22 protein-coding genes are annotated in these 25,702 nt (G+C 67.0%); 14 read left to right on the top strand and 8 right to left on the bottom strand.

Annotated elements, in window-relative coordinates:
* Positions 1-18: 18 nt before the first annotated feature.
* Positions 19-1,038 (bottom strand): ATP-grasp domain-containing protein, encoded by a 1,020-nt coding sequence (locus ACQE2J_RS16580; RefSeq protein WP_426936680.1) that lies wholly within the window; start codon positions 1,036-1,038, stop codon positions 19-21.
* A 127-nt stretch (positions 1,039-1,165) separates the two neighbouring features.
* Between ACQE2J_RS16580 and ACQE2J_RS16575 the strand changes: the two genes are divergently transcribed.
* Positions 1,166-1,528 carry a VOC family protein gene (locus ACQE2J_RS16575; RefSeq protein WP_426936679.1) on the top strand — a complete coding sequence of 121 codons (363 nt, stop codon included), beginning with the start codon at positions 1,166-1,168 and terminating at the stop codon, positions 1,526-1,528.
* Between the two features lie 47 nt (positions 1,529-1,575).
* On the opposite strand, the gene ACQE2J_RS16570 is transcribed toward ACQE2J_RS16575, so the two are convergent.
* On the bottom strand, positions 1,576-3,009 hold the full coding sequence (locus tag ACQE2J_RS16570) for an MFS transporter (protein WP_426936678.1): 1,434 nt from the start codon (positions 3,007-3,009) through the stop codon (positions 1,576-1,578).
* A 428-nt stretch (positions 3,010-3,437) separates the two neighbouring features.
* Here ACQE2J_RS16570 and ACQE2J_RS16565 point away from each other — a divergent pair, with 428 nt between their 5' ends.
* From ACQE2J_RS16565 to ACQE2J_RS16555, 3 genes are all read left to right on the top strand, one after another.
* On the top strand, positions 3,438-4,793 hold the full coding sequence (locus ACQE2J_RS16565) for a hypothetical protein (protein WP_426936677.1): 1,356 nt from the start codon (positions 3,438-3,440) through the stop codon (positions 4,791-4,793).
* A 200-nt stretch (positions 4,794-4,993) separates the two neighbouring features.
* Positions 4,994-6,472, top strand: coding sequence for a catalase (locus tag ACQE2J_RS16560; RefSeq protein ID WP_426936676.1), 1,479 nt, complete (start codon positions 4,994-4,996; stop codon positions 6,470-6,472).
* 205 nt (positions 6,473-6,677) lie between these two features.
* Positions 6,678-8,156, top strand: a complete 1,479-nt coding sequence (locus ACQE2J_RS16555; protein ID WP_426936675.1) for a peptide MFS transporter — start codon at positions 6,678-6,680, stop codon at positions 8,154-8,156.
* A 100-nt stretch (positions 8,157-8,256) separates the two neighbouring features.
* Here ACQE2J_RS16555 and ACQE2J_RS16550 read toward each other — a convergent pair whose 3' ends face one another.
* A complete protein-coding gene (locus ACQE2J_RS16550; RefSeq protein WP_426936674.1) occupies positions 8,257-10,200 on the bottom strand; it encodes an aconitate hydratase in 1,944 nt (647 codons plus the stop codon).
* A 145-nt stretch (positions 10,201-10,345) separates the two neighbouring features.
* Between ACQE2J_RS16550 and ACQE2J_RS16545 the strand changes: the two genes are divergently transcribed.
* Both ACQE2J_RS16545 and ACQE2J_RS16540 read left to right on the top strand, forming a co-directional pair.
* The gene (locus ACQE2J_RS16545; RefSeq protein WP_426936673.1) at positions 10,346-11,191 is read left to right on the top strand and encodes a DNA-formamidopyrimidine glycosylase family protein; all 846 of its coding nucleotides are present in this window, start codon (positions 10,346-10,348) and stop codon (positions 11,189-11,191) included.
* Positions 11,192-11,305: 114 nt separating this feature from the next.
* Positions 11,306-12,268 carry an aldo/keto reductase gene (locus ACQE2J_RS16540; protein WP_426936672.1) on the top strand — a complete coding sequence of 321 codons (963 nt, stop codon included), beginning with the start codon at positions 11,306-11,308 and terminating at the stop codon, positions 12,266-12,268.
* 15 nt (positions 12,269-12,283) lie between these two features.
* Here ACQE2J_RS16540 and ACQE2J_RS16535 read toward each other — a convergent pair whose 3' ends face one another.
* Positions 12,284-13,918, bottom strand: a complete 1,635-nt coding sequence (locus tag ACQE2J_RS16535) for a GMC family oxidoreductase (protein ID WP_426936671.1) — start codon at positions 13,916-13,918, stop codon at positions 12,284-12,286.
* 287 nt (positions 13,919-14,205) lie between these two features.
* On the opposite strand from ACQE2J_RS16535, the gene ACQE2J_RS16530 reads away from it, so the two are divergent.
* Together ACQE2J_RS16530 and ACQE2J_RS16525 are read left to right on the top strand one after the other, a co-directional pair.
* Positions 14,206-15,171, top strand: a complete 966-nt coding sequence (locus tag ACQE2J_RS16530) for a helix-turn-helix domain-containing protein (RefSeq protein ID WP_426936670.1) — start codon at positions 14,206-14,208, stop codon at positions 15,169-15,171.
* 165 nt (positions 15,172-15,336) lie between these two features.
* Positions 15,337-16,752, top strand: coding sequence for an aldehyde dehydrogenase family protein (locus ACQE2J_RS16525; RefSeq protein ID WP_426936669.1), 1,416 nt, complete (start codon positions 15,337-15,339; stop codon positions 16,750-16,752).
* Positions 16,753-16,788: 36 nt separating this feature from the next.
* Here ACQE2J_RS16525 and ACQE2J_RS16520 read toward each other — a convergent pair whose 3' ends face one another.
* Positions 16,789-17,679, bottom strand: coding sequence for a LysR family transcriptional regulator (locus ACQE2J_RS16520; RefSeq protein ID WP_426936668.1), 891 nt, complete (start codon positions 17,677-17,679; stop codon positions 16,789-16,791).
* Positions 17,680-17,803: 124 nt separating this feature from the next.
* Between ACQE2J_RS16520 and ACQE2J_RS16515 the strand changes: the two genes are divergently transcribed.
* Positions 17,804-19,009, top strand: a complete 1,206-nt coding sequence (locus ACQE2J_RS16515; protein WP_426936667.1) for an acyl-CoA dehydrogenase family protein — start codon at positions 17,804-17,806, stop codon at positions 19,007-19,009.
* 6 nt (positions 19,010-19,015) lie between these two features.
* Here ACQE2J_RS16515 and ACQE2J_RS16510 read toward each other — a convergent pair whose 3' ends face one another.
* Entirely contained in the window at positions 19,016-19,498 is a 483-nt protein-coding gene (locus tag ACQE2J_RS16510; RefSeq protein WP_426936666.1) for an amidohydrolase family protein, read from the bottom strand.
* Between ACQE2J_RS16510 and ACQE2J_RS16505 the strand changes: the two genes are divergently transcribed.
* From ACQE2J_RS16505 to ACQE2J_RS16490, 4 genes are read left to right on the top strand one after another with little or no spacing between them, the layout of a single operon-like run.
* Complete coding sequence (locus tag ACQE2J_RS16505; RefSeq protein ID WP_426936665.1) at positions 19,491-19,625, top strand: hypothetical protein; 135 nt, start codon at positions 19,491-19,493, stop codon at positions 19,623-19,625. The two genes, ACQE2J_RS16510 and ACQE2J_RS16505, sit on opposite strands and share 8 nt — an antisense overlap.
* A 6-nt stretch (positions 19,626-19,631) precedes the next feature.
* On the top strand, positions 19,632-19,916 hold the full coding sequence (locus ACQE2J_RS16500; RefSeq protein WP_426936664.1) for a hypothetical protein: 285 nt from the start codon (positions 19,632-19,634) through the stop codon (positions 19,914-19,916).
* 37 nt (positions 19,917-19,953) lie between these two features.
* Positions 19,954-21,654 carry an ABC transporter transmembrane domain-containing protein gene (locus ACQE2J_RS16495; protein ID WP_426936663.1) on the top strand — a complete coding sequence of 567 codons (1,701 nt, stop codon included), beginning with the start codon at positions 19,954-19,956 and terminating at the stop codon, positions 21,652-21,654.
* A complete protein-coding gene (locus ACQE2J_RS16490; RefSeq protein ID WP_426936662.1) occupies positions 21,651-23,438 on the top strand; it encodes an ABC transporter ATP-binding protein in 1,788 nt (595 codons plus the stop codon). Before ACQE2J_RS16495 ends, ACQE2J_RS16490 begins: the two co-directional genes overlap by 4 nt.
* A 33-nt stretch (positions 23,439-23,471) precedes the next feature.
* On the opposite strand, the gene mgtE is transcribed toward ACQE2J_RS16490, so the two are convergent.
* Positions 23,472-24,839, bottom strand: a complete 1,368-nt coding sequence (gene mgtE / locus ACQE2J_RS16485; protein WP_426936661.1) for a magnesium transporter — start codon at positions 24,837-24,839, stop codon at positions 23,472-23,474.
* Between mgtE and ACQE2J_RS16480 the strand changes: the two genes are divergently transcribed.
* Positions 24,765-25,175, top strand: a complete 411-nt coding sequence (locus ACQE2J_RS16480) for an isocitrate lyase/phosphoenolpyruvate mutase family protein (RefSeq protein WP_426936660.1) — start codon at positions 24,765-24,767, stop codon at positions 25,173-25,175. The two genes, mgtE and ACQE2J_RS16480, sit on opposite strands and share 75 nt — an antisense overlap.
* Here the strand turns inward: ACQE2J_RS16480 and ACQE2J_RS16475 are convergent.
* Positions 25,160-25,654, bottom strand: a complete 495-nt coding sequence (locus ACQE2J_RS16475) for a hypothetical protein (protein WP_426936659.1) — start codon at positions 25,652-25,654, stop codon at positions 25,160-25,162. The genes ACQE2J_RS16480 and ACQE2J_RS16475 overlap by 16 nt on opposite strands.
* Positions 25,655-25,702 lie beyond the last annotated feature (48 nt).

The following is a 25,702-nucleotide window of genomic DNA, read 5'->3' as shown; positions in this document are numbered from 1 at the left end:
GCGCCCCGCCGCCGGTGCTCACCGGGAAGCGGATCCGGCCAGGGGAGAGGTCTGTGGGGCCACCTCGGCGAGCTGTCCGGCCACATACGCAGCGATCCGGTCGACGGCCGGTGACCGTCCGGCCAGCTGTTCGGCGGATTCGACGGCGGGATTGTAGTTCGTGTTCGTGTTGATGTCGTAGACGACCCGGCGGCCGTCGCCGGTGTCGATGAACTCGACACCGGCGATGGCGATCCCCAGATCGTCCAACAGCTCCTCGAGGTGGCCGATGAGCGGGGTCGAGGCGGTGATCTCCTCCCGCCGGCTGAACGGGGCTGCGGCACCGGATCCGGCCTCGCCGCGTGGGATCTCGCAGGCATCGGCCGGGCACAGCTCGAAGGAGCCGTCGGAGACGTCGACGCGGACCGCATAGTGGAAGCGGCCGCCGATGAACTCGGCGCGGGTGATGAATGGCTGGGCCGGCTGCACGTACTCCTGGACGAGGCTGATGCCGTCGATCGATTCGTTCGCGCCGCCGGGTGCGAAGTCCTCGGCCGCAGCCTCGAGCTCGGTATGGGAGTCGAAGCGACGCACACCGAGGCCCTTGCCGCCCTGATTGTGCTTGGTGATGAATGGCGGAGTGAAGCCCCGAGCCGCCTCGACCAGAGCCCGGCTGCCGAACGCCGCCGCGGTCCGCGGTGCGTCGAAGCCGTGCCCGGTCAGCGCACCGTGCTGACGGATCTTGCTCACCTCGAGTTCGAAGACCCCACGACCGTTGATGACGCGACGTCCGGCCGCGGCCAGCCAGTCGAGGACCGCCCGGCCGAAGTCCTTCACATGCGGGTCCGTGCGCGTGTGCGCCGAGGCCGACAGGCGCGACCAGAAGAGCCCGGCAGGCGGTGCGTCGGTGAGGTCGATCCTCGTCTCGGGCAGCAGCCATTCGACATGACGCACGCCGAGGCGGTCGAGGGCGTCCGTGAATGGGGAGATCCAGTCGGGATTGTCATGAATGATGTAAACCGCCGGATCGTCGACGGTGGGCAGGACGTGAGAACTCATTGCGAACCTTCGCTGGTGGGGTACCGGTGCGGCTGCGCTCGACGGCATCGGTGGATCTGCTCAACAATTCTACGCCGCTTCCGCAGTCTCCTTCGCTCTGTGCGTCTCACGGCGTAGACTCGGGTGCATGGCTATCGCAAAGCAGCCCGTTGTCGTGCTCGACGCTCCCGACGCGGCCGAACTCGGGCAGTTCTACGGAAAGCTCCTCGACTGGAAGGTCGCCGTCGACGAAGACGGCACATGGGCCGAGGTCACCTCCGATTCCTGGCCCCCGATCTGCATCCAACAGGTCGAGGACTACCACGCGCCCAGTTGGCCGAGCCAGGATCACCCGCAGCAGATGCACCTCGACGTGATCGTCGAGGACCTCGATGCCGCCGAGGCGGCCGTGATCGAGATCGGTGCGGGCAAGGCCGCCGAACAGCCCGGAGAGACGTTCCGGGTCTTCCTCGACCCGGCCGGCCACCCGTTCTGCCTCTGCCGAGCCTGAGCCCGGGGCCGAGCCCGAAATCGGCGGAACCCGCCCGAGCCTGTCGCTCAGGCGGGTTCGACCTGACTGTTGAGCTCCTCGGCGTGGTCCTTCGCCTCTTCCTTCGAGGCCGCTGACGGAGTCGATCCCCACAGCGGTCGCCGGTTGCTCTCCGGCACGAAGTGGATCGCGACGAGTCCGATGATTCCGGCGGCGATGAGGTAGATCGCCGGCCACATGAGGAATCCGGTGGCGTTGATCAGCGATGTCATCGCCACCGAGGTGGTGCCGCCGAACAGTGAGATCGAGACGTTGAATGCGATCGCCAGAGCACCGGCGCGCACCATCGTCGGAAACAGGGACGGCAGGGTCGAGGGCATCGTCGCGCTGAAGCAGATGAGGCTGAGACCCATGATCAGCAGGCCCAGGAACACCACGACGTCGTTGTGACCGCGGATGAGCCACAGGGACGGGAACGACAGCACGATGAGAGAGATCGACCCGGCCCGCACGACGGCCTTCCGCCCGACCTTGTCCGAGAGCCTGCCGATGAGCGGGATGAGCGCCAGGCAGCAGGCCATGACGAGGATCTGCAGGATCTGAGAGGTCAGCTCCGAGACCCCGCCGCTGCCCTGGATGTCCTCGACCATCGGGAAGTAGAGCGGGATGAACGAGGTGAGCATGTAGTTCGTGACGTTCCACGCCAGCACGAGTCCGCAGCAGGCCAGCAGGTTCGGCCACAGCCGGAAGATGTTCTTGAACTCACCCTTCGTGCGGTGGTCCGCCTCATCCTGTTCGGCGAGCTTCTCCATCTCCTTGTAGGCGGGGGTGTCGGCGAGCTTCGTGCGCAGATAGACGCCGACGAAGCCCAGCGGCAGGGCGATGAAGAAGGGGATTCTCCACCCCCAGGCGGCGAGGAACTCCGGTGTCGAGGCGGTCTGGACGATCGTCGCGAACAGGGCGCCGAGCACATAGCCGGAGAAGGTTCCGACCTCGAGCAGGCTGCCGAGGAAGCCGCGCCGACGATCCGGGGCGTATTCGGCGATGAAGGTCATCGCATTGCTGTACTCGCCGCCGGTGGAGAAGCCCTGCAGCAGGCGACAGCCCAGCAACAGGAACGGCGCCCACAGTCCCACGGTCGCGTAATCGGGCAGAACGCCGATGAGGAAGGTGCCCGAGGCCATGAGGATCATCGTCATCGCGAGCACCTTGTTGCGCCCGATCTTATCGGCCAGGGGGCCGAAGAACAGGCCCCCGAGCGGCCTGACGAGGAATGCCACGGCGAAGAGTCCCGCGACGATGACATGGCCGATCGGGCCCGAATCCTTCGGCAGGAAAATCCCCTCGATGACGACCGCGAGATAGCCGTAGACGCCGAAGTCGTACCATTCTGTGATGTTGCCGATGGCTGCGGCCCCGATCGCTCGCTTCGTGACATCGGGTTTGGTCACTGTGATCTCGTCCGGGCGCCACCGCCGACGGACATTGTCCGGTCCGAACACGTCTTCACCTTCCGTTAGCGGGCATGAGAGACGCGAGACCGCCGTGCTCTGGAATCACACGCAGAAGATCTGTGCACGTCCCTCTCTGTTATGCGAAAGTTCGGTGCTCCTCGGCGGAAGGACCGTCGGACAGCACGAACTCAGGTTAGTCCTCTCAGCTCTCATGGCAAGCCCAGCGCCCGTCCTGGTCGATGCCGATGCGCCGATCGTCCCAGCCGGAGGAGTCTCACGAGCGGCCGTTCTCTCCGCTCCTGTGGGAATGGTGAGAGCCGATTGTCCCCGAGGTCACATTGGGCGATGAAACACCTGGTCAGGGCATTGCCGATGACGGTGTCCATCAGCGTTCTCCCAGGCTGGGGCCGGGCGGGTCAGGCTGCCCGAACCTTGGCGGACGATACTGATTCGAAGCACTGGTTTTGGGAGGAACATTGACGTCGAAACACGGAGAGTTGGACAAGCAGCAGAACGCAGCTGACCACGAGGACAGAACGACCCCACAGCAGCATTCGCAGACCCTTCCGCTGATCACCGAGGAACTCGCCGCCTCTCGCTGTGCGACGGAGACAGAACGGTGCCAGGCACCGAGCCAGCATGCGACCACACCGGTGATGCCGCCGAATCCGATTCGCCGTGACACGCCTTTGCAAGACACCGCTGTGCGCCAGCAGGACACCGCTGTGCAGGGGACACCGGGCGTGCAGGGAGCATCGACCACCGCCGCGGCCGCACACCAGACCGACACACGCGTCGCTCCCGCAGCCGCGCACGGCCCGGCTCCCGAGGACGAGAAGAAGTCAGAGGGGCGGATCTCGGCGACCCAACTGCTCGCCGGCGCCGGAGCCGCAGCGACCTCGTCGGTCATCGGCGGTCAGCTCGGAGTCGCCGGAACCGTCGTCGGTGCCGGTGTCGCCAGCATCATCACCGGCCTGGCCGTGACGATCTACGGACGCAGCCTGGACAAGGGCAAGGAGAAGATCAAGGAAGTCGGTTCGAAACTGGCTCCCGCAGTGAAGGCTCAGATGACCAAAGGCGGCCCGGCCGCCAGGGCCGGCACCGCTCAAGGCGTGCGCAGCGAATCCGTCTTCGCCTCCGCACCGGCGACCGATGACACCGCAGCGGCGGAGGCCGCGACGGCCCCGGCCGCAGCCGATGGGTCCACCGGCACCGCGGCAGAGACCTCGCAGACGTGGTGGCAGAAGCTGCGGCGCAAGCGCGTGCTCTACCCCGTCACGATCGGTGTGGCCGCCTTCGGGATCGGACTCGGCGCCGTGGTCATGGCCGAGTCCGTCACTGGGGCCGACATCTCCCCGGGCACGTCCCAGATCTCACGCGCGGTCTCCGGGAACACCGGATCCGCTGAAGAGACGGGAACGGACGGCGGCAGCGAGGGATCCTCGGATTCAGGTTCCTCCGGCTCCGGGGCCGGTTCCCAGTCAGGCACCGACTCGAACACGGGAACCGTGAACGATGGGTCGAACGAGGGCGGGGCCACCTCGGCGGGTGAGGGTGAGACCGAAGGCACGACCGGAGCGCAGACCGATCAGGGCTCAGACGCCTCGTCGAGCACGGGCAGCGATGCGAGCTCATCGACTTCTTCGGACGGAACGGACACCTCCGACGCGTCGAGCACCTCGAACGGCTCCGGAAGTCAGGGCCAGGGCGGGTCCGACGCATCAGGCAGCGGTTCGAGTTCCGACGGAGGCGCCGGGGGCGGGTCCGGCTCGGGAGGCGATTCGAGCGTCGGCGGCAGCAGCGGTTCGGGAGCCTCCTCGGCGCAGGGGTGAGCCGATCAACACGCTGCTCGGGAATCAATGCAGTGTGGCCTTGGTTGTAATGATTCAAGAATAGGGTTAGTTTGAAACCAATGCCGACAGCGCTCTGCCGAAGTCGGTGAAGCGAATCAATCGGGCAAGTGGTGCCGCATCCTACGTGGAAGCGCGGCTGCGGTGGCACAGCGCCCGATGCCAAGTGGTTAGGAGATGTGATGACGCAACATACAGATCATGAGTACCCCGGGCACGACAGCACCAAGCCATCGACGACCGAGTCCGGTGCGCCCAGGGAGTCCGATGCCCACTCGCTGAGCGTGGGCGCCGACGGCCCGCTGATGCTCCACGATGTGGCCCTGGTCGAGAAGCTCGCCCGGTTCGACCGCGAGCGTGTGCCCGAGCGCAGCCCGCATGCCAAGGGATCGGGTGCTTTCGGTCAGCTCGAGGTCACCGAGGACGTCTCCGCCTACACGAAGGCCGACTTCCTGCAGCCGGGCAAGAAGACCCCGATGCTCGCGCGCTTCTCCACCGTCGCCGGTGAACTCGGTTCGCCCGACTCGTGGCGCGATGTGCGCGGATTCGCGCTGAAGTTCTACACCGAAGAGGGCAACTTCGACATGGTGGGCAACAACACGCCCATCTTCTTCGTCCGCGACCCGATGAAGTTCCCGGACTTCATCCACTCGCAGAAGCGCCTTCCTGATTCGGGTCTGCGCAGCAACAACATGCAGTGGGACTTCTGGTCGCTCTCACCCGAATCCGCCCACCAGGTCGCCTACCTCATGGGACCGCGCGGTCTGCCCAAGACCTGGCGGAACATGAACGGCTACTCCTCGGACACCTACATGTGGATCAACTCCGAGGGCGAGAAGTTCTGGGTCCAGTACCACTTCCACACCGATCAGGGTGTGGAGAACATGACGAACGAGGAAGCCGGTCAGCTCGCCGGTGAGGACGCGGACATCCACCGTCGTGACCTTTTCGAGGCCATCGAGCGTGGTGAATACCCGTCCTGGACCTTCTACGTTCAGATCATGCCCTACGAAGAGGCCAAGACCTACCGGTTCAACCCCTTCGATCTGACGAAGACCTGGTCGAAGAAGGACTACCCGCTGATCAAGGTCGGCAAGTTCACGCTCAATGAGAACCCCTCGAACCACTTCGCCCAGATCGAGCAGGCGGCCTTCAGCCCGTCGAATATGGTGCCCGGCACCGGAATCTCGCCGGACAAGATGCTGCTCGGACGTGTGTTCTCCTACCCGGATGCCCAGCGCAACCGGATCGGCACGAACTTCAACCAGCTGCCGGTCAACGCCCCTGTCACGAAGACGAATTCGTATGACAAGGAAGGCCAGATGCAGTACAACCACTCGGGCAATGCTCCGGTCTACGCCCCGAACTCGTATGGACGTGCCTACCAGGACACGCAGGGCACGATCGACAACAGCTGGGAGTCCGACGGCGAGCTCGTCCGCAGCGCCTACAGCCTGCATGCTGAGGACGACGACTTCGGTCAGGCGCACACGCTGGTCCGCGAAGTCTACTCCGAGGAAGAGCGACAGGGTCTCATCGACACTGTCGCAGGCGGTCTGTCCGATGGTGTCGAGGAACCGGTGCTGTCCAACGCGATCCAGTACTGGAAGAACATCGACGAAGAGGTGGGTCAGGCCATCGAGGCCAGGGTGAAGGGCTGATCGACCGCTCCCGGTCCTGAGCCCGGCGCCTGAAGCGCCGATATCCAGACTGCGGCCCGGACACCTCCTGCGAGGTGCCCGGGCCGCAGTCTGCGTTGTCTCAGCGGCGCAGGTCGATCCCTGCGCTCGGACACTCGGACTTCGCCTCTCTGCCGGGCTCACGAGCGAAGATGCATGATCGCTTCGACAGTCCTAAGATGAGCGAGTGCCACAATCAGAACTGAAGAGCGAACAGACGTCCATCACGAAGACACGCAGTTTCTTCGGCCATCCGTGGGGCCTGGCGAATCTCGCCGGTGTCGAGATGTGGGAGCGGTTCAGCTTCTACGGGATGCAGGGCCTGCTCGCCTACTACATCTACTACTCCGCCACGGACGGCGGCCTGGGAATGTCCGAAGCGGTGGCAACGTCCATCGTCGGTGCCTACGGCGGACTGGTCTATCTCTCCTCGGTTCTCGGCGGCTGGGTCGCCGACCGCATCCTCGGTTCGGAGAAGACGGTCATCACCTCGGCCGCGGTGGTCATGATCGGCCACCTGGCCCTGTCGCTGCTGCCGGGAGGCCTCGGCCTCGGCATCGGGCTGGTCTGCATCGCTGTGGGCTCCGGTTCGCTCAAGGTCACCACGTCGGCGACCCTCGGTGACCTCTACGATCTCAAGGACAACCGGCGGGACGCCGCGTTCTCCATCTACTACATGGGCGTCAACATCGGCGGTCTCATCGGCCCCCTGCTGACCTCAGCGGTCTGGGGATGGAAGGGATTCCACTGGGGCTTCGGACTGGCTGCCGTGCTCATGGCCATCGGGCTCGTGCAGTACATGCTCATGCGCCGCCACACCGTCACCGAAGAGAGCAGCAAGCCGACGAATCCGCTGTCGCGGCGTGAAGCGACCCGCTGGTCCCTCATCGGCGCCCTGGGCGTCCTCATCATCATCGCGGCGACCATGTTGGGAATCCTCACTGCCGAGAACCTCTCGGACGTCGTCGTCATCGTCACGCTCATCGCGGCGGTCGTCCTGTTCATCGTGATCGGGATCTCGAAGCGGATCAGCGCCACCGAACGCAGCCGGGTCATCTCCTTCATTCCGCTGTTCATCGGCTCCGCCGTGTTCTGGTCACTGTTCCAGCAGCAGTTCACCGTGCTCGCGATCTACGCGGACCAGCGTCTGGACCGCACGATCTTCGGACTCGAACTCCCTCCGAGCGTCGTCCAGTCGATCAATCCGGCCTTCATCATCATCTTCGCAGCGGTGTTCGCTGCGATGTGGACCAAGCTCGGCGATCGGCAGCCGGTGACTCCGGTGAAGTTCGCGATGGGCACTGTCGTCATGGGCATCGCCTTCTTCATCTTCATTCCGCTCGCCGGCGGGGGTGCCAACTCCGTGCCATTCATCGTGATGGTCCTCGTGTACTTCCTGTTCACGATGGCTGAGCTCTGCCTCTCACCGGTGGGCCAGTCGTTGGCGACCAAGCTGGCGCCGCAGGCCTTCCACTCGCAGATGGTGGCCCTGTTCTTCCTCTCGGTGGCATTGGGCACCGCAGCCTCCGGTTCCTTGGCAGGTTTCTACTCCACCGACAACGAGGTTCCCTACTTCCTCACGATCGGGGCTGTGTCCATCGTCGTCGGAATCCTGCTCTTCGCCTTCCGCAAGCCCATCGTCAAGCTCATGGCAGGGGTGCGCTGAGCTCACACATCAGTGATGGCGGCCCTGCAACCACATGGTTGCAGGGCCGCCATCAGTCGGTCAGGGGCTCAGTCGCTGTGAGACTCAGCCGGTCTGAGACTCAGGAAGTCTGGGCCTCGTGCTCGGCGCGCTGCGCGATGCGTCCTCCGGCCAGGACCATCTCGACCTGGCGGGGTGAGAGACCGTGGCGGAATTCGAAGGTCCGGCCGTCCACCTCGGCGGTGACGGTCTTGCCCTCGGCCAGCTCATCGCGCAGTCCGAGGAAGACCAGCACATCCCCTTGGGACAGGTCCTCATAGCCTGACTCATCGGTGAACTCGAGGGCGAGGACACCGAAGTTCGCGAGGTTCTGCCAATGGATTCTCGCCAGGGACTTCGCCACGACCACCCGCAGCCCGAGGTAGCGGGGAGCGATGACCGCGTGCTCACGCGACGAACCCTGACCGTAGTTCTCGCCGCCGACGATGGCATGACCGCCCTCGTGCTCTGCCGCGCGGGTGGCGTAGGTGTCGTCGACCTGGATGTAGACGAACTCGGAGATCTTCGGAATGTTCGACCGGTACGGCAGGACGCGCGAACCGGCGGGCATGATCTCGTCGGTGGAGACGTTGTCGCCGACCTTGAGCAGGACCTCGAGGTCGATGTCGTCCGGCAGCGGTTCGAACTCCGGCAGGGTCGAGATGTTCTCACCCTTGACCAGTTCGACCTTCCGCGCCTCCTCGGGCTCGAGCGGTGGCATGAGCATCTTGCGGTTGGCCGAGAACTTCTCCGGCAGCCGCACTTTCGGGTAGTCCATGTCGAGGTCGCGGGGATCGGTGATCCGACCGGTCAGTGCCGCCGCGGCTGCGGTCTCCGGAGAGCACAGCCAGACGGAGTCCTCATCGGTGCCGGAGCGGCCGGGGAAGTTCCTCGGCATGGTGCGCAGGCTGTTGCGTCCCACGGCCGGTGCCTGGCCCATGCCGATGCAGCCCATGCAGCCGGACTGGTGGATCCGTGCCCCCGAGCTCACCAGCGATGTCAGCCAGCCGCCTGAGATGAGGTCGGCGAGGACCTCGCGGGAGGTCGGGTTGATGTCGAGTGAGATCTGCGGGTGGATCTGGTGTTCGCTCAGAGTCTCGGCCACCACGGCGAAGTCGCGCAGCCCGGGATTGGCCGAGGAGCCGACGACGACCTGGAACACCTCCTCGCCGGCGACCTCGCGCACGGGGGTGACATTGCCCGGAGACGATGGGGCGGCGATGAGCGGTTCGAGCTGCGAGAGGTCGATGGAGTCCGTGAGATCGTATTCGGCCCCGGCATCGGCGACGATTCGGGTGAAGTCCTCACCGCGATCACTTGCCTCGAGATAGTCGCGGACGGCATCGTCGGCAGGGAAGACCGTGGCGGTGGCACCGAGTTCGGCACCCATATTCGCGATGACGTGTCGATCCATGGCCGTGAGGTGCTTGAGGCCCTCCCCGTGGTATTCGATGATCTTGCCGACCCCGCCCTTGACTCCGTGCCGGCGCAGCATCTCGAGGATGACGTCCTTGGCCGAGACCCAGTCCGGCATCTCGCCGGTGAGTTCGACGCCCATCACCTGCGGGGCGGCGATGTAGAGGGGTTCACCTGCCATGGCCATGGCGATCTCGAGGCCACCGACGCCGATGGCCAGCATCCCCAGGGCGCCGGCCGCGCAGGTGTGCGAATCGGAGCCGATGAGTGTCGCGCCGGGTTTGCCGAACCGCGACTGGTGGACCGGGTGGGAGACGCCGTTGCCGGCGGCTGAGAACCACAGCCCGAATCGCTGGGCGGCCGATTGGAGGAACTCGTGGTCCTCGGGGTTCTTCTCATCGGTCTGCAGAAGGTTGTGATCGACGTACTGCACAGACAGGTCGGTGCGGATCCGGTCGAGACCCAGGGCCTCGAGCTCGAGCATGACCAGGGTTCCCGTCGCATCCTGGGTCAGGGTCTGGTCGATGCGGAGCCCGAGCTCGTTGCCGGGTGCGAACTCCCCGGACTCGAGATGCGATCTGATGAGTTTCTGGGCAACATTCTCGGGCATCGTCAGCCTCCTTCGGCAGGGTTCTGGACGATCCGTCGACGATCGCGGCGGATCGACCGTGTCCGTCCACGCTAGACCCGGACCGCGGGGTTCTCAAGACCCGTCGTCCCTGGTGCGCCATGCAACCGGAGGGCATAATGGACTCATGCCGGAACTGCCCGAGGTCGACGCCCTGGTGGAGTTCCTGCGTCCGCGACTGATAGGCGACTTCGTCACCGGTGCCGATATCGCCGAACTCAGTCTGCTCAAGACCGTCGAGCCGGACCTCGAGGCGCTCGCCGGCCTGGAGATCACAGAAGTCGACCGCGCCGGGCGGATGCTCATCATCGGATTCGACGGCCTCGAACTCGTCTGCCGGTTCGCACGCATGGGCTGGCTGAACTGGCACGATGCAGCCCCGAGCGGTCCGATCAGGATGGGCAGAGGGCCCTTGGGCATGCGGGTGAGTCTGGCCTCAGGAGCCGCTGTCGACCTTGTCGAGCAGGGATCGAAGAAGAACGCCGCAGTGTCGCTGGTCCGCGACCGCTCAGAGGTCGCAGCAGTGGCGGCACTCGGCCCCGACGCGCTGTCCATCACGGCCGAGGAGCTCGCTGCCGGTCTGGCGGGGTCGGCAGCGAGGATCAAGACCGTCATCGAGGATCAGCGAATCATCGCAGGCATCGGCAACGCCTACTCCGACGAGATCCTCCATACCGCGAAGCTCTCGCCGTTCGCCACGGCGAAGACCGTCGACGCGGACACTCTGGTCGATGCCATCAGGGCAGTCCTCACCGCCGCCCGTCAGGCGCTCAGCGGCCTGCCGCCGGGGAAGGTCAAAGCCGCGAAGAAGCGCGGGTTCTCGGTCCACGGCCGTACGGGCAGGACATGCCCGGTGTGCGGGACCACGATCGCCGAGGTGTCCTTCGCCGACCGATCGCTCCAGTACTGCCCGCACTGCCAGACGGGCGGGAGGAAACTGTCCGATCGGCGCATGGACCGACTCCTCAAATGAGGACCGGTGACGGAGAGGATCGGTGACGGAATAATCGCCCCCGAGGTGGCGTTATCCCTGATCGTGGCCCTGTACGGGCCGAGTCCATCGACATCGACCGTCAAGAGGAGAACGATGACGCAGGTTGAGATCCCCGGCACCGAACTGTCCATCTTTCCGATCAACCTCGGCACCAACACCTTCGGGTGGACCGCCGATGAGGCCGGTTCGCACGCCGTCCTCGACGCCTTCGTCGCCGCCGGCGGCAACTTCCTCGACACCGCCGAATCCTACCCGGCGTGGGTGCCGGGGAAGACCGGCCGCGAATCCGAGACCATCATCGGCACCTGGCTGGCCGCCCGAGGCAACCGCGACAACATCGTCATCGCCACGAAGGTCGGCGATCATCCCGATCACCAGACTCAGGATCCCGCCTACATCCGCACCGCCATCGACGCCTCCCTGGAACGCCTGCAGACCGATCATGTCGACCTCTACTATGCCCACCGTGACGATGAGGTGACCCCCATCGCCGAGGTGGCCCGGGTCTTCGATGAGATCGTGCGTTCCGGAAAGGCCAGGCACATCGCCGTGTCGAACTACTCGCCGGCGCGTCTGGCCGACTGGTTCGCCGCATGCGAGGACGAAGGGCTGGTCAAGCCGGTGGCCGTCCAGCCGCAGTACAGCCTGGTGTACCGGCGAGAGTTCGAAACGGACCTGCGCCCAGTGGCCGAGAAGCATGATCTGGCCGTGTTCTCCTACTTCAGCCTCGCCGCCGGTTTCCTCACCGGCAAGTACCGCACCGAGGCCGACCTGGAGGGGGCCGATCGCGGGGCAATGGTGCAGGGATACTTCAACGCCGAGGGACTCAAGGCTGTCGATGACCTTGTGGCGATCGCCGAATCCCACGACGTGGCACCATCGACCGTGGCACTGTCCTGGCTGCTGGCCAAGGGTGTGACAGCGCCGATCGCCTCGGCGCGCACGCCTGATCAGCTCGAGGCCATCATGGCCGCACCCGGTCTCGAGCTCAGCGCCGATGAGGTCGAACGCCTCGACCTGGCCTCGGCCCCGTTCGCCGAGGAAGAACCCTCCTGACGACCGGTTTCTCGGTCAGCGGCCGGGAGCGGTGATGCCCTCGACCGGGGACCCGACGAGTGCGGCCGCGGCCCGTTCGGCGATCATGATCGTCGGCGCATTCGTATTCCCGGTCGTCACCTGCGGCATGATCGAAGCATCGGCCAGGCGCAGCCCGGACAGACCATGGACGGCGAATGTGCTCGGGTCGATGACCGCGTCCCCATCGGTGCCCATCCGGCAGGTTCCGACCTGGTGGTGATAGGTCACGACTGAGCCGCGGACGTAGTCCTCGAGATCGTCATCGGACACCTCGGGGCCGGGATGGATCTCCGTGGGCTGCCAGGCCGCCAGTGCGTCCGCCCGACCGATCTCACGACACTGCCGCACGGAGGCGACGAGGGCGTCGACATCGGTCTGTGCGGTGAGCACCTGCGGGTCGACGATGAGCGGATCCTGCGGATTCGGACCGCTGAGTCTGACCTCGCCCCGACTTGCGGGACGGACCAGTCCGCCCTGCAGAGTGAAGGCGCCTCCGGGACCGGGCCCGTCCTGCGCCGCGGGGGCGGCGTCCTGAGCGTACATCGGCACGGAGAAGAACAGGGGCTGGGTGTCGGGCGCCGGCAGTTCGGGACGCGACTTCGCGAACAGGTGCACCTCGGCCGGGGCCACCTCACCCATCGGCACCTGATGGTTACCGGTGGAGAAGACCACGGGTGAGAGCCAATGGTCCTGGAGGTTCTTGCCCACTCCCGGCAGGTCGTGGATGGACTCGACACCGACCTCGGCGAGCTCTCCGGCCGGACCGATACCCGAACGCAGCAGCAGCTCCGGCGACGCCAGCGCACCGGCGGCGAGGATGACCTCATCGGCGGACAGTGTGCCGACACGACCGCGGAAGTCGACCTCGAGCCCGGTGACCGTCGTGCCCTCGACGAGGAGCCGCCGGGCATGGGTGGAGGTGAGGATCGTGAGGTTCTCGTCGCCGAGGCGGGGCTTGAGGTAGGCCCGCCACGTGTTCAGCCGTTTCCCGTCGCGGACATTGAGTTGGATCCGGCCGACTCCCTCGACGCTGCCCGAATTGTAGTCGGGGTTGAAGGGGACCCCGGCCTCTACGGACGCGGTGAGCATGTCTTCCTGCAGCCGGTTGCGTTCGTAGTCGAGGCGCACATCCATCGGACCGGTCGTGCCGCGGGTGTCGGTGATCTCCCCGTCATAGTTCTCGATCGCCTGGAACACCGGCCAGACGTCGTCCCAGGACCAGCCGGGGCAGCCGGATTCGACCCACTGCTCGTAGTCCCAGGCGTCGCCGCGGACCCAGATGACGGCGTTGAGCGCATTCGAACCGCCGAGCACCTTCCCGCGGGGCAGGTGGAGCCTGCGGTCCATGGCGCCGGGCTGCGGAATGGTGTAGTAGTTCCAGTCCTGAGCCGAATGCCAGATGAGTCCGAGGTTGTTCAGATGATCGATGTTCGGATTCGTCTCGTCCTCGCCGGCTTCGACGAGGCAGACCTTCTTGCCCGCATCGAGCAGGCGGCGGGTGAGCACGCACCCGGCGGAGCCCGCCCCGATGACGATGTGGTCGAATCGTTCGTCCGGGATCTCGGTCGGGAAGTTCTCCGGATGGGCGCTGATGCTTGCGGCGACGATGCCGGCGTCATTGGTGGTCATGGCGTCAGGCTAGAGAGGCAGGCATCGCGGTGGAAGAGACCTGCGGCAAGTCCGCACGCGTTGCCAAGCCGAGCCCGCCGCCCGCGCACGGATCGTCAATGCGCGGCACCGGCTGACGCGATCCTCGACCCCGGGGGCAGGTGTGGCTTGAAGCTGGGAGCACAGCAGCGACCGATCGGTCGGTGATTCTGTCCCCGACCGTGACTGCCCCGCCGCCAGGGGATAGAGTGACCGGACAACGGGCATCGACGAGGCGGTCGAAGCCGAGAGAGCTCCTGAGGATGACGATGTTGCTTGAAGACACCGCGAACGATTTCGACGGATGGCAGAGCCTGGTATCGGACTCATTCGTTCCGCTCGACACCGAACCCCAGCGCCGAGGCGGATTCACCGGGCGCATCAGTGCACGCGACTACGACTCGGTCGTGATGTCACAGATCAACGCCGATCCGCACGCGGTTCTGCGCACCCCCGGGCTGATCTCCCGGACCCGGTCGGACGAACACGGCGCCACGGCGAACTACTTCAAGGTCTCGCTTCAGCTCGACGGACACGGTCTGCTCATCCAGGACGGCCGTGAGATGGCTCTGGCCCCAGGGACGCTGGCCATCTACGACACCTCGCGGCCCTACACGCTCAGCTTCGATTCGGACTTCTCGTCCTACGTCATGATGTTCCCGCAGTCGCGGGTGAACCTGCCCGTCGCCGCCGTCGGCCAGCTCACTGCCACACCGATCGGTGCCGACCACCAGCTCGGTGCGGTCGTCGCCCAGGTCATCTCTCAGGCCGGAGTCATGCTGCCGGCTCTGAACCGGGCGACCGGAGTCCGGTTGGCCGGCAACGTCGTCGACCTGCTGACCACGGTGATGGTCGACGAGCTCACGGCCGCCGGCGGCGAAGCCGATGAGCGGCAGCGGATGCGGGACGACATCACAGACTTCATCGACGCGCATCTGTCCGACCCGCAGCTGTCTCCCTCGACCATCGCCGCCGCTCACTTCATATCGGTGCGGACCCTGCACCAGGTCTTCGAAGGCAGCGGTGAGACCGTGGCCGGAGAGATCCGGCGTCGCCGCATCGACCGGTGTCGGGCCGATCTTGCCGACCCCCGGCAGAGACAGACCCCGGTGGCAGCCATCGGCGCACGCTGGGGGCTGAGCGATCCGGCTCATTTCTCCCGCCTCTTCCGCAACGTCGTCGGTCAGCCGCCCGCCGAATTCCGCCGCAGCGTTCTGGCCACCCGAACGGTGTAGGCCGCGGTCGGCGTCGATGCGCGAATCGTCAAGAACTCCGCCTGCAGAGCCAAGACGCGGACCGCGAGACCTGTCCACACTGGCAGTGAACGCATTGACTGTTGAACGGATCACAGAACAGACCGGCGCAGTCCCGGCCGGCACCGTCCCGACGCAAGGAGCATCATGACCACCGACTTCACAACCACTGCCGCCATCCTGTCTGCGATCGAGGACCCCAACGGGCGCGAGATCCGCGATCCGGCTACAGGCGAGATCGTCGGACGCACCCGTCAGGGCAGCCCGGCAGAGATCGATTCGGCAGTCGCCGCCGCCCGGAGGGCCCAACCGGAATGGGCCGGGCAGACCGCGCAGGAGCGCAGCGACCGCCTCAATGCCGCCGCCGATGCGATCGAAGCCTCCGCCGAGGCGCTGGCCGAGCTGCTCTCCCGCGAACAGGGCAAACCGCTCAACGGGCCCAATGCGCGTTTCGAAGTCGGGGCCTGCGCCGCGTGGCTGCGCGCGAACGCGGCCTTCGAGCTCGACCCCGAGGTCGTCGTCGAGGACGGTGAGACCCACGCCGAACTCCACTACCGGCCGGTCGGCGTCGTCGGCGCGGTCGGACCCTGGAACTGGCCGATGATGATCTCCGTGTGGCAGTTCGCTCCGGCCCTGAAGATGGGCAACACCGTCGTCCTCAAACCCTCGGAGTACACACCGCTGTCCGTGCAGGCACTCGTGGCCGTGGTCAACCAGGCGCTGCCGGCCGATGTGCTCGCCGTCGTTCCCGGAGACGGGGCCGTCGGCGCCGCACTGACCGGCCATGCCGACATCGACAAGATCATGTTCACCGGGTCGACGAAGACCGGGCAGGCGATCATGCGCACCGCCGCGGACAGTCTGGCCAGGATCACCCTCGAACTCGGCGGCAACGATGCCGGAATCGTGCTCGCCGATGCCGACCCCGCCGCCATCGCTGCCGATCTGTTCTGGGGTGCATTCATCAACACCGGCCAGACCTGCGCGGCGATGAAGCGCCTTTATGTGCCCGAATCGCTCTATGACGAGGTCTGCCAGGCCCTCGTCGAGGTGGCCGGAGCGTCCCCGATGGGTGTGGGCCTCGACGAGGACAACGTGCTCGGTCCGCTGCAGAACAAACAGCAGTACGATATCGTCGCCCGCCTCGTCCAAGCCGCGAAGGACGGGGGAGCGCGCGTGCTCGTCGGCGGCGATCCGGTCGCCGAGCGGCCCGGGTACTTCTACCCCACGACGCTCGTCGCCGACATCGACAATGACAATCCGCTCGTCGCCGAGGAGCAGTTCGGGCCCGTGCTGCCGATCATCAAGTACACGGACCTCGACCAGGCCATCGAATGGGCCAACGGCCTCGAGGTCGGGCTCGGCTCCTCGGTGTGGGGCACGGATCTCGACGCCTGCCGACAGGTCGCTGCCCGTCTCGAGGCCGGAACCACGTGGATCAACAAACACGGTGCCGTGGATCCGCGGATTCCCTTCGGCGGCGTGAAGAAGTCCGGCTTCGGTCTCGAATTCGGTCTCGAAGGCCTGAAACAGGTCAGCGTCCCCCATGTGATCAGCTGGTGAGCGGCACCTGAATCGGTCACCGCGACTGACTCAGGCTCACTGCGCCCGCGGAAGGACCTCGCCGACGATGTCGACCACCCGGGCCAAGGCCTCCGACGGGTTGTTCCGCCGCCAGCCGAGCGCGAGTGTGAAGGCATCCCCACCCTCGGCGAGAGGAACATAGCGCACTCCGTCGATGCGGATGTGATCCGAGGACGCGACGACGACGGCCAGGCCGACCTGCGCTCCCACCAGGGCGAGGAGACTGTAGGGGTCCGGTGCCTCCTGGACGACGTGGGGGAGGAAACCGGCCTCGTCGGCCAGGCGCATCATCACCTCTCGCACCTGCGAACCATGGGACGGGGCATAGGAGATGAACGGCTGGCCGGCCAGCCCGGCCATACTGACCGACCCACGATCGGCGAGCTCGTGTCCAGCGGGCATGGCGATCATCACGCTCTCCTGACGGATGACGTGGACCTCGACACCGGCGGGCGCCGGGGGACTGATGATGGCGAGATCGATCTGTCCGTCACGCACAGCGATGGCCGCCTGTCCGCAGTACATCTGCGGGCGCAGGTCGAGTCTGATCCCCGGGTGCCGCTCGCCCACCTCCCGGGCCAGGCGGGAGAGGATCGAATAGCCGCTCGTGCCGCCGAAGCCGATGCGCACCCGGCCGGCCAATCCCTGCTGGGCGGCGCGGGCGATGCGCCGGGCGCCATCGACCTGAGTGCCGATCGCCGCTGCGGGCTCGACCAAAGCTTCGCCGGCCGGTGTCAGCCTCACCCGCCTGGTCGTGCGCTCGAACAGCTCGACGTCGAGGTCGGCCTCGAGGGCGCGGATGATCTGACTGAGGGCGGGCTGGGCGATGCGGAGTCTCTCCGCCGCCCGGCCGAAATGCAGCTCCTCGGCGACGGCGAGGAAGGCGGTGACCTGTCTGAACTCCATAGCTTCTCCTCAGTGCTGCTGATTGATAAGAAAATACAATCAATCAATGCGATATTACCTCTTGGACTCCGCTGAATTCCGGTGGCAGGGTTGAAGACGACCCCGACCGCCATGAGGAGCCGATATGACCGACACGACCGCTGCCACCACCGAGACCACCACTGCCACCTCCGACCCTTCAGATCTGCTGGACCTCGCCGGACTCCTCTCGGAGACCGAACTCGAGATCCGAGACCGGGTCAGGACCTTCGTCGACGACCGGATCCGCCCGAACATCGCCGACTGGTATGAGAACGCGGTGTTCCCGACCGAGATCGTCAAGGACATGGGCGACCTCGGCCTGCTCGGCATGCACCTGCACGGCTACGGCTGCCCCGGACGCACGGCCGTCGAATACGGTCTCGCCGCCCTCGAACTCGAAGCCGGCGACTCGGGGCTGCGCACCTTCGTGTCCGTGCAGGGATCGCTGGCGATGTCGGCGATCCACAAATTCGGGTCCGAGGAGCAGAAGAACCGGTACCTGCCCGGCATGGCGGCAGGCGAGCTCATCGGCTGCTTCGGGCTGACCGAGCCGACCGCCGGGTCCGATCCCGGATCCATGGCCACCACTGCCACCCGCCGAGCCGACGGCGGCTGGGTCCTCAACGGCGCCAAGCGCTGGATCGGCCTGGCCTCGATCGCCGACGTCGCCGTCATCTGGGCCGCCACCGACGACGGCATCCGCGGCTTCCTCGTCCCCACCGACACCCCTGGTTTCACGCCGACTCCCATCGAGGCGAAGCTGTCGATGCGCGCGTCCATCCAGTGCGATATCGCCCTGGACGAAGTGGCTCTGCCCGCCGAGGCGGTCCTGCCCGAGGTCACGGGACTCAAGGGCCCGTTCTCCTGCCTCAACGAAGCCCGCTACGGAATCATGTGGGGCGCCATGGGGGCGGCCCGGGACTCCTTCGACGTCGCCCTGGACTATGCGCAGAACCGTCTGCAGTTCGACAAACCGCTGACGGCGTACCAGATCACCCAGGAGAAGCTGGTGAACATGGCCCTCGAAATCCAGAAGGGCACCCTGCTGGCCCTGCAGACCGGGCGGCTCAAGGACGCCGGTCGCCTCGACCCGGTGCAGATCTCGGTGGGCAAGCTCAACAACTGCCGCGAGGCCATTGCGATCTGCCGCGATGCCCGGGCCATGCTCGGCGGCAACGGCATCACGCTCGACTACTCACCGCTGCGGCATGCGAACAACCTCGAATCCGTTCGCACCTACGAAGGCACCGATGAGGTCCATACCCTCATCCTCGGCCGTCACATCACCGGTCAGCAGGCGTTCCGCTGATCGATGTCAGGGCACGAGTCGATCGCCCGCCACCCACACCTCGGCGGGGGAGCGGAGTGCATCGAGATCGGTGAGCGGATCACCGTCGACGAGGAGCAGATCCGCACGGGCACCCTCAATCACACGACCGCGATCGCGAAGCCCGAGAGCATCCGCCGCCGCTGAGGTCGCAGCCCGAATCGCCTCGGTGCGGTTCATCCCCGCCTGGACCAGATAGGCGAGCTCGGTGTGCAGAGAGGGACCGTGATGGACCGGGGCGAACGCCGTTTCGTTGGCATCCGTTCCGGCGATGACGGTGACGCCCGCTTCATCCATCGCGCGGACATTGTCGAGGGCGAGGCCGAAGGCGGCATCGGCACGGTCGCCGAGGCGGCCGTCGATGATCGCCCGCATCATCACGAGCGTGGGGGACACGACGGTGCCGGACTCCCGCAGCCGGTTCAGTGTGGCCTCCGGAAGCGGGCGGTCGAACGGGATGTGGGTGAGCACGTCGACCCCTGGACTCGGCGGGGGACCCCATCATCTCGATCTGCGTGCTTCCCGGCGCCGAGGCGGCCGATCCGGCACTGACGATCGCCGGCAGCTCGTCGTCGGCGCGCAGCTGATCGATGAGTGAGTCGGGGTGCGTGCCGAGGTCGACGACCGATGTCAGGCCCGACCGCAGCGCGTCGACCAGCCGGGAGCGCTCGCCGAGGTGGACATGGGTGTCGATGAGACCGGGGAGCAGTGTCTTCGCCGCCTGCGGCGCGGGTTCTGCGGCCGGGCGGATCGACGTGATCGCCGCATCGAATTCGACGTCGACGGGTTGAGCCGGGCCACCGTCTCCGACGAGGCGGACATTGCGAAGAATCGTCATGGGGACACTGTACGGCCGATCACCGCACAGAGCCTGTCCCAGCACGCCTGAGAACCGTGTCTGCGGCAGTGGTGTTAGGGTAGCCTTTGTGCCGAGTTTTCCCTCCTCCGGTTCGTCCCTCCTGATCAGAGCCGCCCGTCGGCGCCTGTCACTGCTGCTGCCCGGAGCCTTCATGCTCTCGCTGTGGCAGGTCTGCGAAGCGCTCGTTCCCGTGGCGATCGGAATCGTCGTCGATCGCGCGATCATTCCGCTGTCGTGGCCGATGCTCATCGTCTCGATCATCGGCGTCGGGGCGCTGTTCACCGTGCTCAGCCTCGGATATCGCTTCGGGGCCCGCTCGTGCAATGCCGCTCGTGAACGCGAAGCGCATGCGCTGCGCGTCGAAATCACCCATGCGGCGCTGACCTCGGCGAACCTGCCCGCTGACCGGGCTTCGGGCGAGGTGCTCTCGATCGCCTCCGCCGACGCCGACACCGCCTCCATGTCCTTCCAGCAGGCCGGACGCGGCATCGCTTCGGTGCTGGGCATGATCACCGCCGCGGTCTTCCTGCTCGTCGCCGACCCCGTGACCGGTCTCGTCGTCCTCATCGCCGTGCCCATCGGCCTGATCATCGTCGCGCTGCCGGGCCGGTCGGTGTCCGCGAAGGCCACCGCCCAGCTCGAGGCCGTCGCCGCCGCGGGACGCTCGGCCTCCGACCTCATGCACGGGCTGCGGGTGATCAAGGCGATGGGCGGCGAGACCTGGGCGGTCGACCGCTACCGGCAGACCTCGGATGCCGCGGCCGTGGCCGGCATCGCCACCGGTGAACGCACCGGGCGACTGGCCGGCCTCGGCGCCCTGGTGATGTCCGCGGTCCTCGCGATCGTCCTCATCGTTGCGGGCCTGCGCCTCATCGACGGGCAGATGAGCGTCGGAGCCCTGATCGGCATCCTCGGCATGACCGCATTTCTGACCGAACCGATGCGGGCCCTGGCCGAGATCGTCGGCCTCTTCGCCCAATCCCACGGCGCCGCCGAACGGATCTCGAGACTGCTGGGCGATATCGACGCCGAGGCCGAGAAGGACTCGACCGCCCAGGCCCCGGAGGTCACCGTCTCGGACTCCGGCGTGACCATCACCGGCTGGCCCGGCGGCGACGAGGAGTTCACCACGGCCGGCGGGCAACTGACCTGCATCGTCACCGAGACCGCCGAGCACAGCGCCCGGCTGCACTCGGCGCTGTCCGCCCGCGCCCGCGGGCTCGGACCGGCGACGATGCTCGTCGCACCGCATGACGTCGACCTGTTCGAAGGCACCATCGGCTCGAACATCACCATGGTCGTCGGCACCGACGAGCAGTCCGAACCCGACGGACAGTCACGCACCGTCCACGCGGTCACCGACGAGGTCCTCGCGGCCGCGGGCGCCGACGAACTCCTCGGCCTCGTCGAAGGCGGACTCGACCATCGGATCCAGGAACTCGGCGGAAACCTCTCCGGCGGCCAACGTCAGCGCGTCGCCCTGGCCCGGGCGCTGAACGCCGCCCCCGAGATCCTCGTCCTCGCCGAACCGACCACGGCCGTCGACGCCGTCACCGAGGCCCGGATCGCCGAAGGCCTCACCGAGCTGCGTCGCAGCCGGCAGTGCAGAGCCACGATCATCCTCACCAGCTCCCCGGCCTTCCTCGCCGCCGCCGACACCGTGATCTACGCGCCGGCGACGGGCCCGATCTTCAGCGGGGCTCACTCCGAGCTGCTGGCCGCCGACAGCGACGCCGCCGAGTCCTACCGGCAGGCGGTGACCCGATGACGGCACCGAAGCACAGCACCCTGTCGATCGCCTCACGCCGCCGGTCCTTCGCCCACCTCGGCCCCCTGCTGCGCCGCCGGATCGGCTGGATCGTCCTCCTCACCCTCGCCGGTCTGGCCAACGCCGGGGCCGGACTCGTCGGACCGTGGGCGATCGGCCGCCTCGTCGACCGGCTGCCGGCAGGCGCCGGACCCGAAGAGGTCTGGTTCTGTGCTGTGGCCGTGGCGGTCGCCGGCATCATCATGGCCCTGGGCACGTGGATCGGGGGCTGGGCGCTGGCCCATATCGCCATGCCCGTCGTCGCCGGGCTGCGCACGGAAGTCGTCGACTCCGCGCTGAGCTTGGAGTCCCAGCGGATCGAAGTCACCGGCACCGGAGATCTCGTCTCCCGGGTCGCCGATGACTCCCGCAAGATCAGCGAGGCCGCCGCCCAAGTGCTTCCCCTCGTCGTCGAATCACTTCTCGTCGTCATCGTCTCCGCCGCGGGGCTGGCCGCCATCGATTGGCGGCTGGGCATCGTCGGCCTCGTCGCCCTGCCGATGTACTGGCTCACCCTGCGCTGGTATCTGCCGAGGTCAGAACCCATCTACAAGGAAGAACGCGCGGCATTCGGAAGGCGCGCCGGCCGGTTGCTGGGCGGTCTGACCGGGGCCGCGACGCTGCGCGCCTACCGCGCGGAGGCCGGGGAGCTGCACCGCATCGACGCTGCCTCCGGCCAGGCCCGGGACCTGTCGATCGACGTGTTCCGATTCGTCACCCGCGCCTTCGGCCGGAACAACCGCGCCGAGGCCGTCGTGCTCTCCCTGCTGCTGGTCGCCGGCTTCGCCCTCGTGTGGTTCGGCGAGTCCACCGCCGGAGCCGTGACCACCGCGGCCCTGGTCTTCCACCGCCTGTTCAACCCCATCGGCGCCCTCGTCGGGCTCTTCGACCAGATCCAATCGGCCGGCGCATCGCTGACGCGCATGGTCGGAGTCATCGACGAGGCGCAGGCGGCCCCGCAGCGGTCGACCGCCCTGACCGCGGACCGCCCGTGTCTGGTGCTCGAGGACCTGTGGTTCAGCTACGAGGCCGACCCGGACTCGGACAACCATGTGCTCAAAGGCGTCAACCTGCGCATCCACCCCGGTGAGCACATCGCCGTCGTCGGCACCACGGGGGCCGGCAAGACGACGCTGGCCCGGATCGCGGCGGGACTGTCCCCACCGAGATCCGGCCACGCCGCGCTCGCCGGCACCGGGGCAGCCTCGGCGAAGAGGGTGGAGCTGACCTCGGTGGACGAATCCGAACTGCGAGGCCACATCGCCATGGTCGCCCAGGAGGTCCACACCTTCTCCGGAACCCTGCGCGAGAACGTGGCCCTGCCGAAACCGACCGCCGACGATGCGGCGGTCATCGCCGCACTGGACACGGTCGGAGCCGGATGGGCGCACTCGCTGCCGAAAGGCCTGGACACGCAGATCGGGGAGGGCGGGATCCGGATGTCGGCCGTCCAGGAGCAGACGATCGCCTTGGCCAGGCTCGTCCTCGCCGACCCGGACTTCGCGATCCTCGACGAGGCGACCGCCGAGGCGGGTTCGGCCGGAGCCCATGTCCTCGAGACCTCGGCGGAGGCGGCCTTGGCCGGCCGCGGCGCCCTCATCGTCGCCCACCGGCTCAGCCAGGCCGAGAAGGCCGACCGGGTCCTCGTCATGGAGCACGGGCAGGTGATCGAAGAGGGCGCCCACGACGAACTCGTCGCCGCCGGAGGCCGGTACGCGGCTCTGTGGGAGGCCTGGTCGGCCTGAACCGACGGCCTCGCCGTCGACCGGCGTCGGGTCTCAGCGCAGCCCGAGCACCGTGGTGGCGATCGTGAAGTAGATGATGAGGCCCGTGGCATCGCAGAACGTGGAGATGAACGGGTTGGAGAACACGGCCGGATCCGCGCCGACCCTCTTCGCGATGATGGGCATCAGCCCGCCCACCGTGGCGGCCATCATGCACACCGACAACAGAGTCAACCCGATGACCAGGCCGATCGGCCAACTGTAGACGAGGCCGGCGATGACGAAGCCGAGGCTGCCGAGCACGGAGCCGAGGACGGCCCCGACGCGCAGCTCCCGCCAGATCACCCGGCCGAGATCGCGGATGCGCACCTCGCCCACGGCCAGGGCCCGGGTCACCGTGGTCGCGGCCTGGTTGCCGGTGTTGCCGCCGGTGCCGGTCAGCAGGGGGATGAACAGGGCGAGGACGACGACCTGGTCGAGGCGGTCCTCATAGACTTCGAGGACCTGGACGGTCAGGATCGCGGACACGGCGAGGACGAGCAGCCACACGATGCGGCTGCGGACCAGACGCAGGATCGTCGAGGACAGATACGACCGGTCCAGCGGTTCCGTACCGGAACCGCGCGCGATGTCCTCGGCATCCTCCTCGTCCATGATGTCGAGGACATCGTCCATGGTCAGGATCCCGACGAGGCGGTCCTCCTGGTCGGTGACCGGCATCGCGATGAGCCGGTGGGACAGGAACTCGCGTGCCGCCTGCTCACGGTCGGTCAGCGCATGGGTGCTGATCGAGTCGCGGACCATGTCCTCGACGATGGTGTCGGCATCGACGGCGATGAGGTTGCGCAGGGACACCACTCCGCGCAGCACCCGGCCGGGGCCGACCACGGGCAGGAGATAGACGGTCTCGGGACCGTCGATGCGAGCGCGCACGACCTCCATCGCCCTGGCGGCGGTCCAGTCCTCGTGCAGGGCGAGGACCTCGGGCGACATGTACCGGCCGATCGCGGACTTCGGATAGCCGAGGACCGCGGAGGTCATCGCCCGCTCCTGGGCGGTCAGCCCCTTCATCAGTCGGCTGGCCACACTCGCGGGCAGTTCGCCGAAGAGCTCGGCACGGTCATCGGGGTCGAGTCCCTCGACGATGTCGGCGACCTCGGGTTCGCGGAGGTTGCCGATGAGCTCGGCCTGGTAGGCCGGTGGCAGGTCCTCGAAGACGTCGAGGGCCTCGGCCTTCGTCAGGACCCGGAAGAGCATCGCGGACTGCAGCGGAGTCGAGGTGTGCACGAGCCGGCCGATCTCGGCCCGCGGCACCTGCCGGGCCAGGGAGGCGATCTCATCGAGGGTGTGCGGGTCGATTCTGCCGGTGAGCGCGGATTCGAGCCGGTCGGCCGCCTCGGTGCTCTCTGTCGTGTCGGCCACGAACTCCCCCTCGCCTCGTCACGGATTCTCCCGCAGACCACCTTATGCCATGGGCGGAAGTCGCCGGGCCACCGCCCCGGACGGGACCGCCTCGGCGAGGTCATCGAACGCACCGACGCCTATGCTCGGGCCGGCGCCGACGGGATCTTCGTTCCCGGAATCCACGATCAGGCGAGAATCGCTGCGATCGTCGAAGCCCGCCCGCTGCTTCACCGTTCGGCGCTCTCGGCGGCGGTGCAGTCCCTTGCCGTCCTCGACGACGACCGCCCGGCAGAGACGGCGGGTGTGCTGTCCTACCGGGCGGTCGCCGATCTGGGTGGTCAGTCCTCCTCGTAGGAGTCGTCGATGACCTCCGGCATACCGTCGATGACCGAGACCTCTTCGGTCCCGTCATCGGCCAGGGCATCGACGTTGAGATCGTCCCCGTCGAGCTCGGAGACTTCGAAGTCGTCATCGCCTTCGGAGACCATCTCGTCGCCGACTCGATTCCCCTGTTCCGCGGCCGGTGACTGGTCGGTGTTGAACTCGTCCGAGAGATCGGGCTCATCGTTCTCGTCATCCCGGTCGGCCCCTTCGAGGAGCACATCGTCGGCGCCCTCGACACCTGTGCCCTCGGGGCCGTGGGCCCCGGGCTCGACGTCCGGTTCGCCCGGCTCGTCATCGTCGATGTCGGTCTCGACCTGTTCGGCTTCGACCTCGGCGGCGTTGAGCTCCGGGTCGTCGAGTTCAGCGGCCGTCGGTTCGTCGAGCTCGGGGTCGTCGAGAATGGGATCCTCATCCGGCCGGTCGGTCATGTCCGATTCGAACTCGCTCATGGTCTCTCCTTCGCTCGTCGTCAGGATCGGGTCCTCATTCTTGCACGT

This window comes from Brevibacterium sp. LE-L (assembly GCF_050214925.1).
GTDB lineage: Bacteria > Actinomycetota > Actinomycetes > Actinomycetales > Brevibacteriaceae > Brevibacterium.
This window is presented reverse-complemented; position numbering and strand designations above follow the sequence as displayed.

What these genes read in the sequence shown, in the direction of transcription:
- ACQE2J_RS16580 (WP_426936680.1), bottom strand. Translation starts at nt 1,038, where the DNA reads ATGAGTTCTCACGTCCTGCCCACCGTCGACGATCCGGCGGTTTACATC.
- ACQE2J_RS16540 (WP_426936672.1), top strand. Translation starts at nt 11,306, where the DNA reads ATGACGCAGGTTGAGATCCCCGGCACCGAACTGTCCATCTTTCCGATC.
- ACQE2J_RS16535 (WP_426936671.1), bottom strand. Translation starts at nt 13,918, where the DNA reads ATGACCACCAATGACGCCGGCATCGTCGCCGCAAGCATCAGCGCCCAT.
- ACQE2J_RS16560 (WP_426936676.1), top strand. Translation starts at nt 4,994, where the DNA reads ATGACGCAACATACAGATCATGAGTACCCCGGGCACGACAGCACCAAG.
- ACQE2J_RS16525 (WP_426936669.1), top strand. Translation starts at nt 15,337, where the DNA reads ATGACCACCGACTTCACAACCACTGCCGCCATCCTGTCTGCGATCGAG.
- ACQE2J_RS16575 (WP_426936679.1), top strand. Translation starts at nt 1,166, where the DNA reads ATGGCTATCGCAAAGCAGCCCGTTGTCGTGCTCGACGCTCCCGACGCG.
- ACQE2J_RS16490 (WP_426936662.1), top strand. Translation starts at nt 21,651, where the DNA reads ATGACGGCACCGAAGCACAGCACCCTGTCGATCGCCTCACGCCGCCGG.
- ACQE2J_RS16550 (WP_426936674.1), bottom strand. Translation starts at nt 10,200, where the DNA reads ATGCCCGAGAATGTTGCCCAGAAACTCATCAGATCGCATCTCGAGTCC.
- ACQE2J_RS16515 (WP_426936667.1), top strand. Translation starts at nt 17,804, where the DNA reads ATGACCGACACGACCGCTGCCACCACCGAGACCACCACTGCCACCTCC.
- ACQE2J_RS16475 (WP_426936659.1), bottom strand. Translation starts at nt 25,654, where the DNA reads ATGAGCGAGTTCGAATCGGACATGACCGACCGGCCGGATGAGGATCCC.
- ACQE2J_RS16520 (WP_426936668.1), bottom strand. Translation starts at nt 17,679, where the DNA reads ATGGAGTTCAGACAGGTCACCGCCTTCCTCGCCGTCGCCGAGGAGCTG.
- ACQE2J_RS16530 (WP_426936670.1), top strand. Translation starts at nt 14,206, where the DNA reads ATGTTGCTTGAAGACACCGCGAACGATTTCGACGGATGGCAGAGCCTG.
- ACQE2J_RS16545 (WP_426936673.1), top strand. Translation starts at nt 10,346, where the DNA reads ATGCCGGAACTGCCCGAGGTCGACGCCCTGGTGGAGTTCCTGCGTCCG.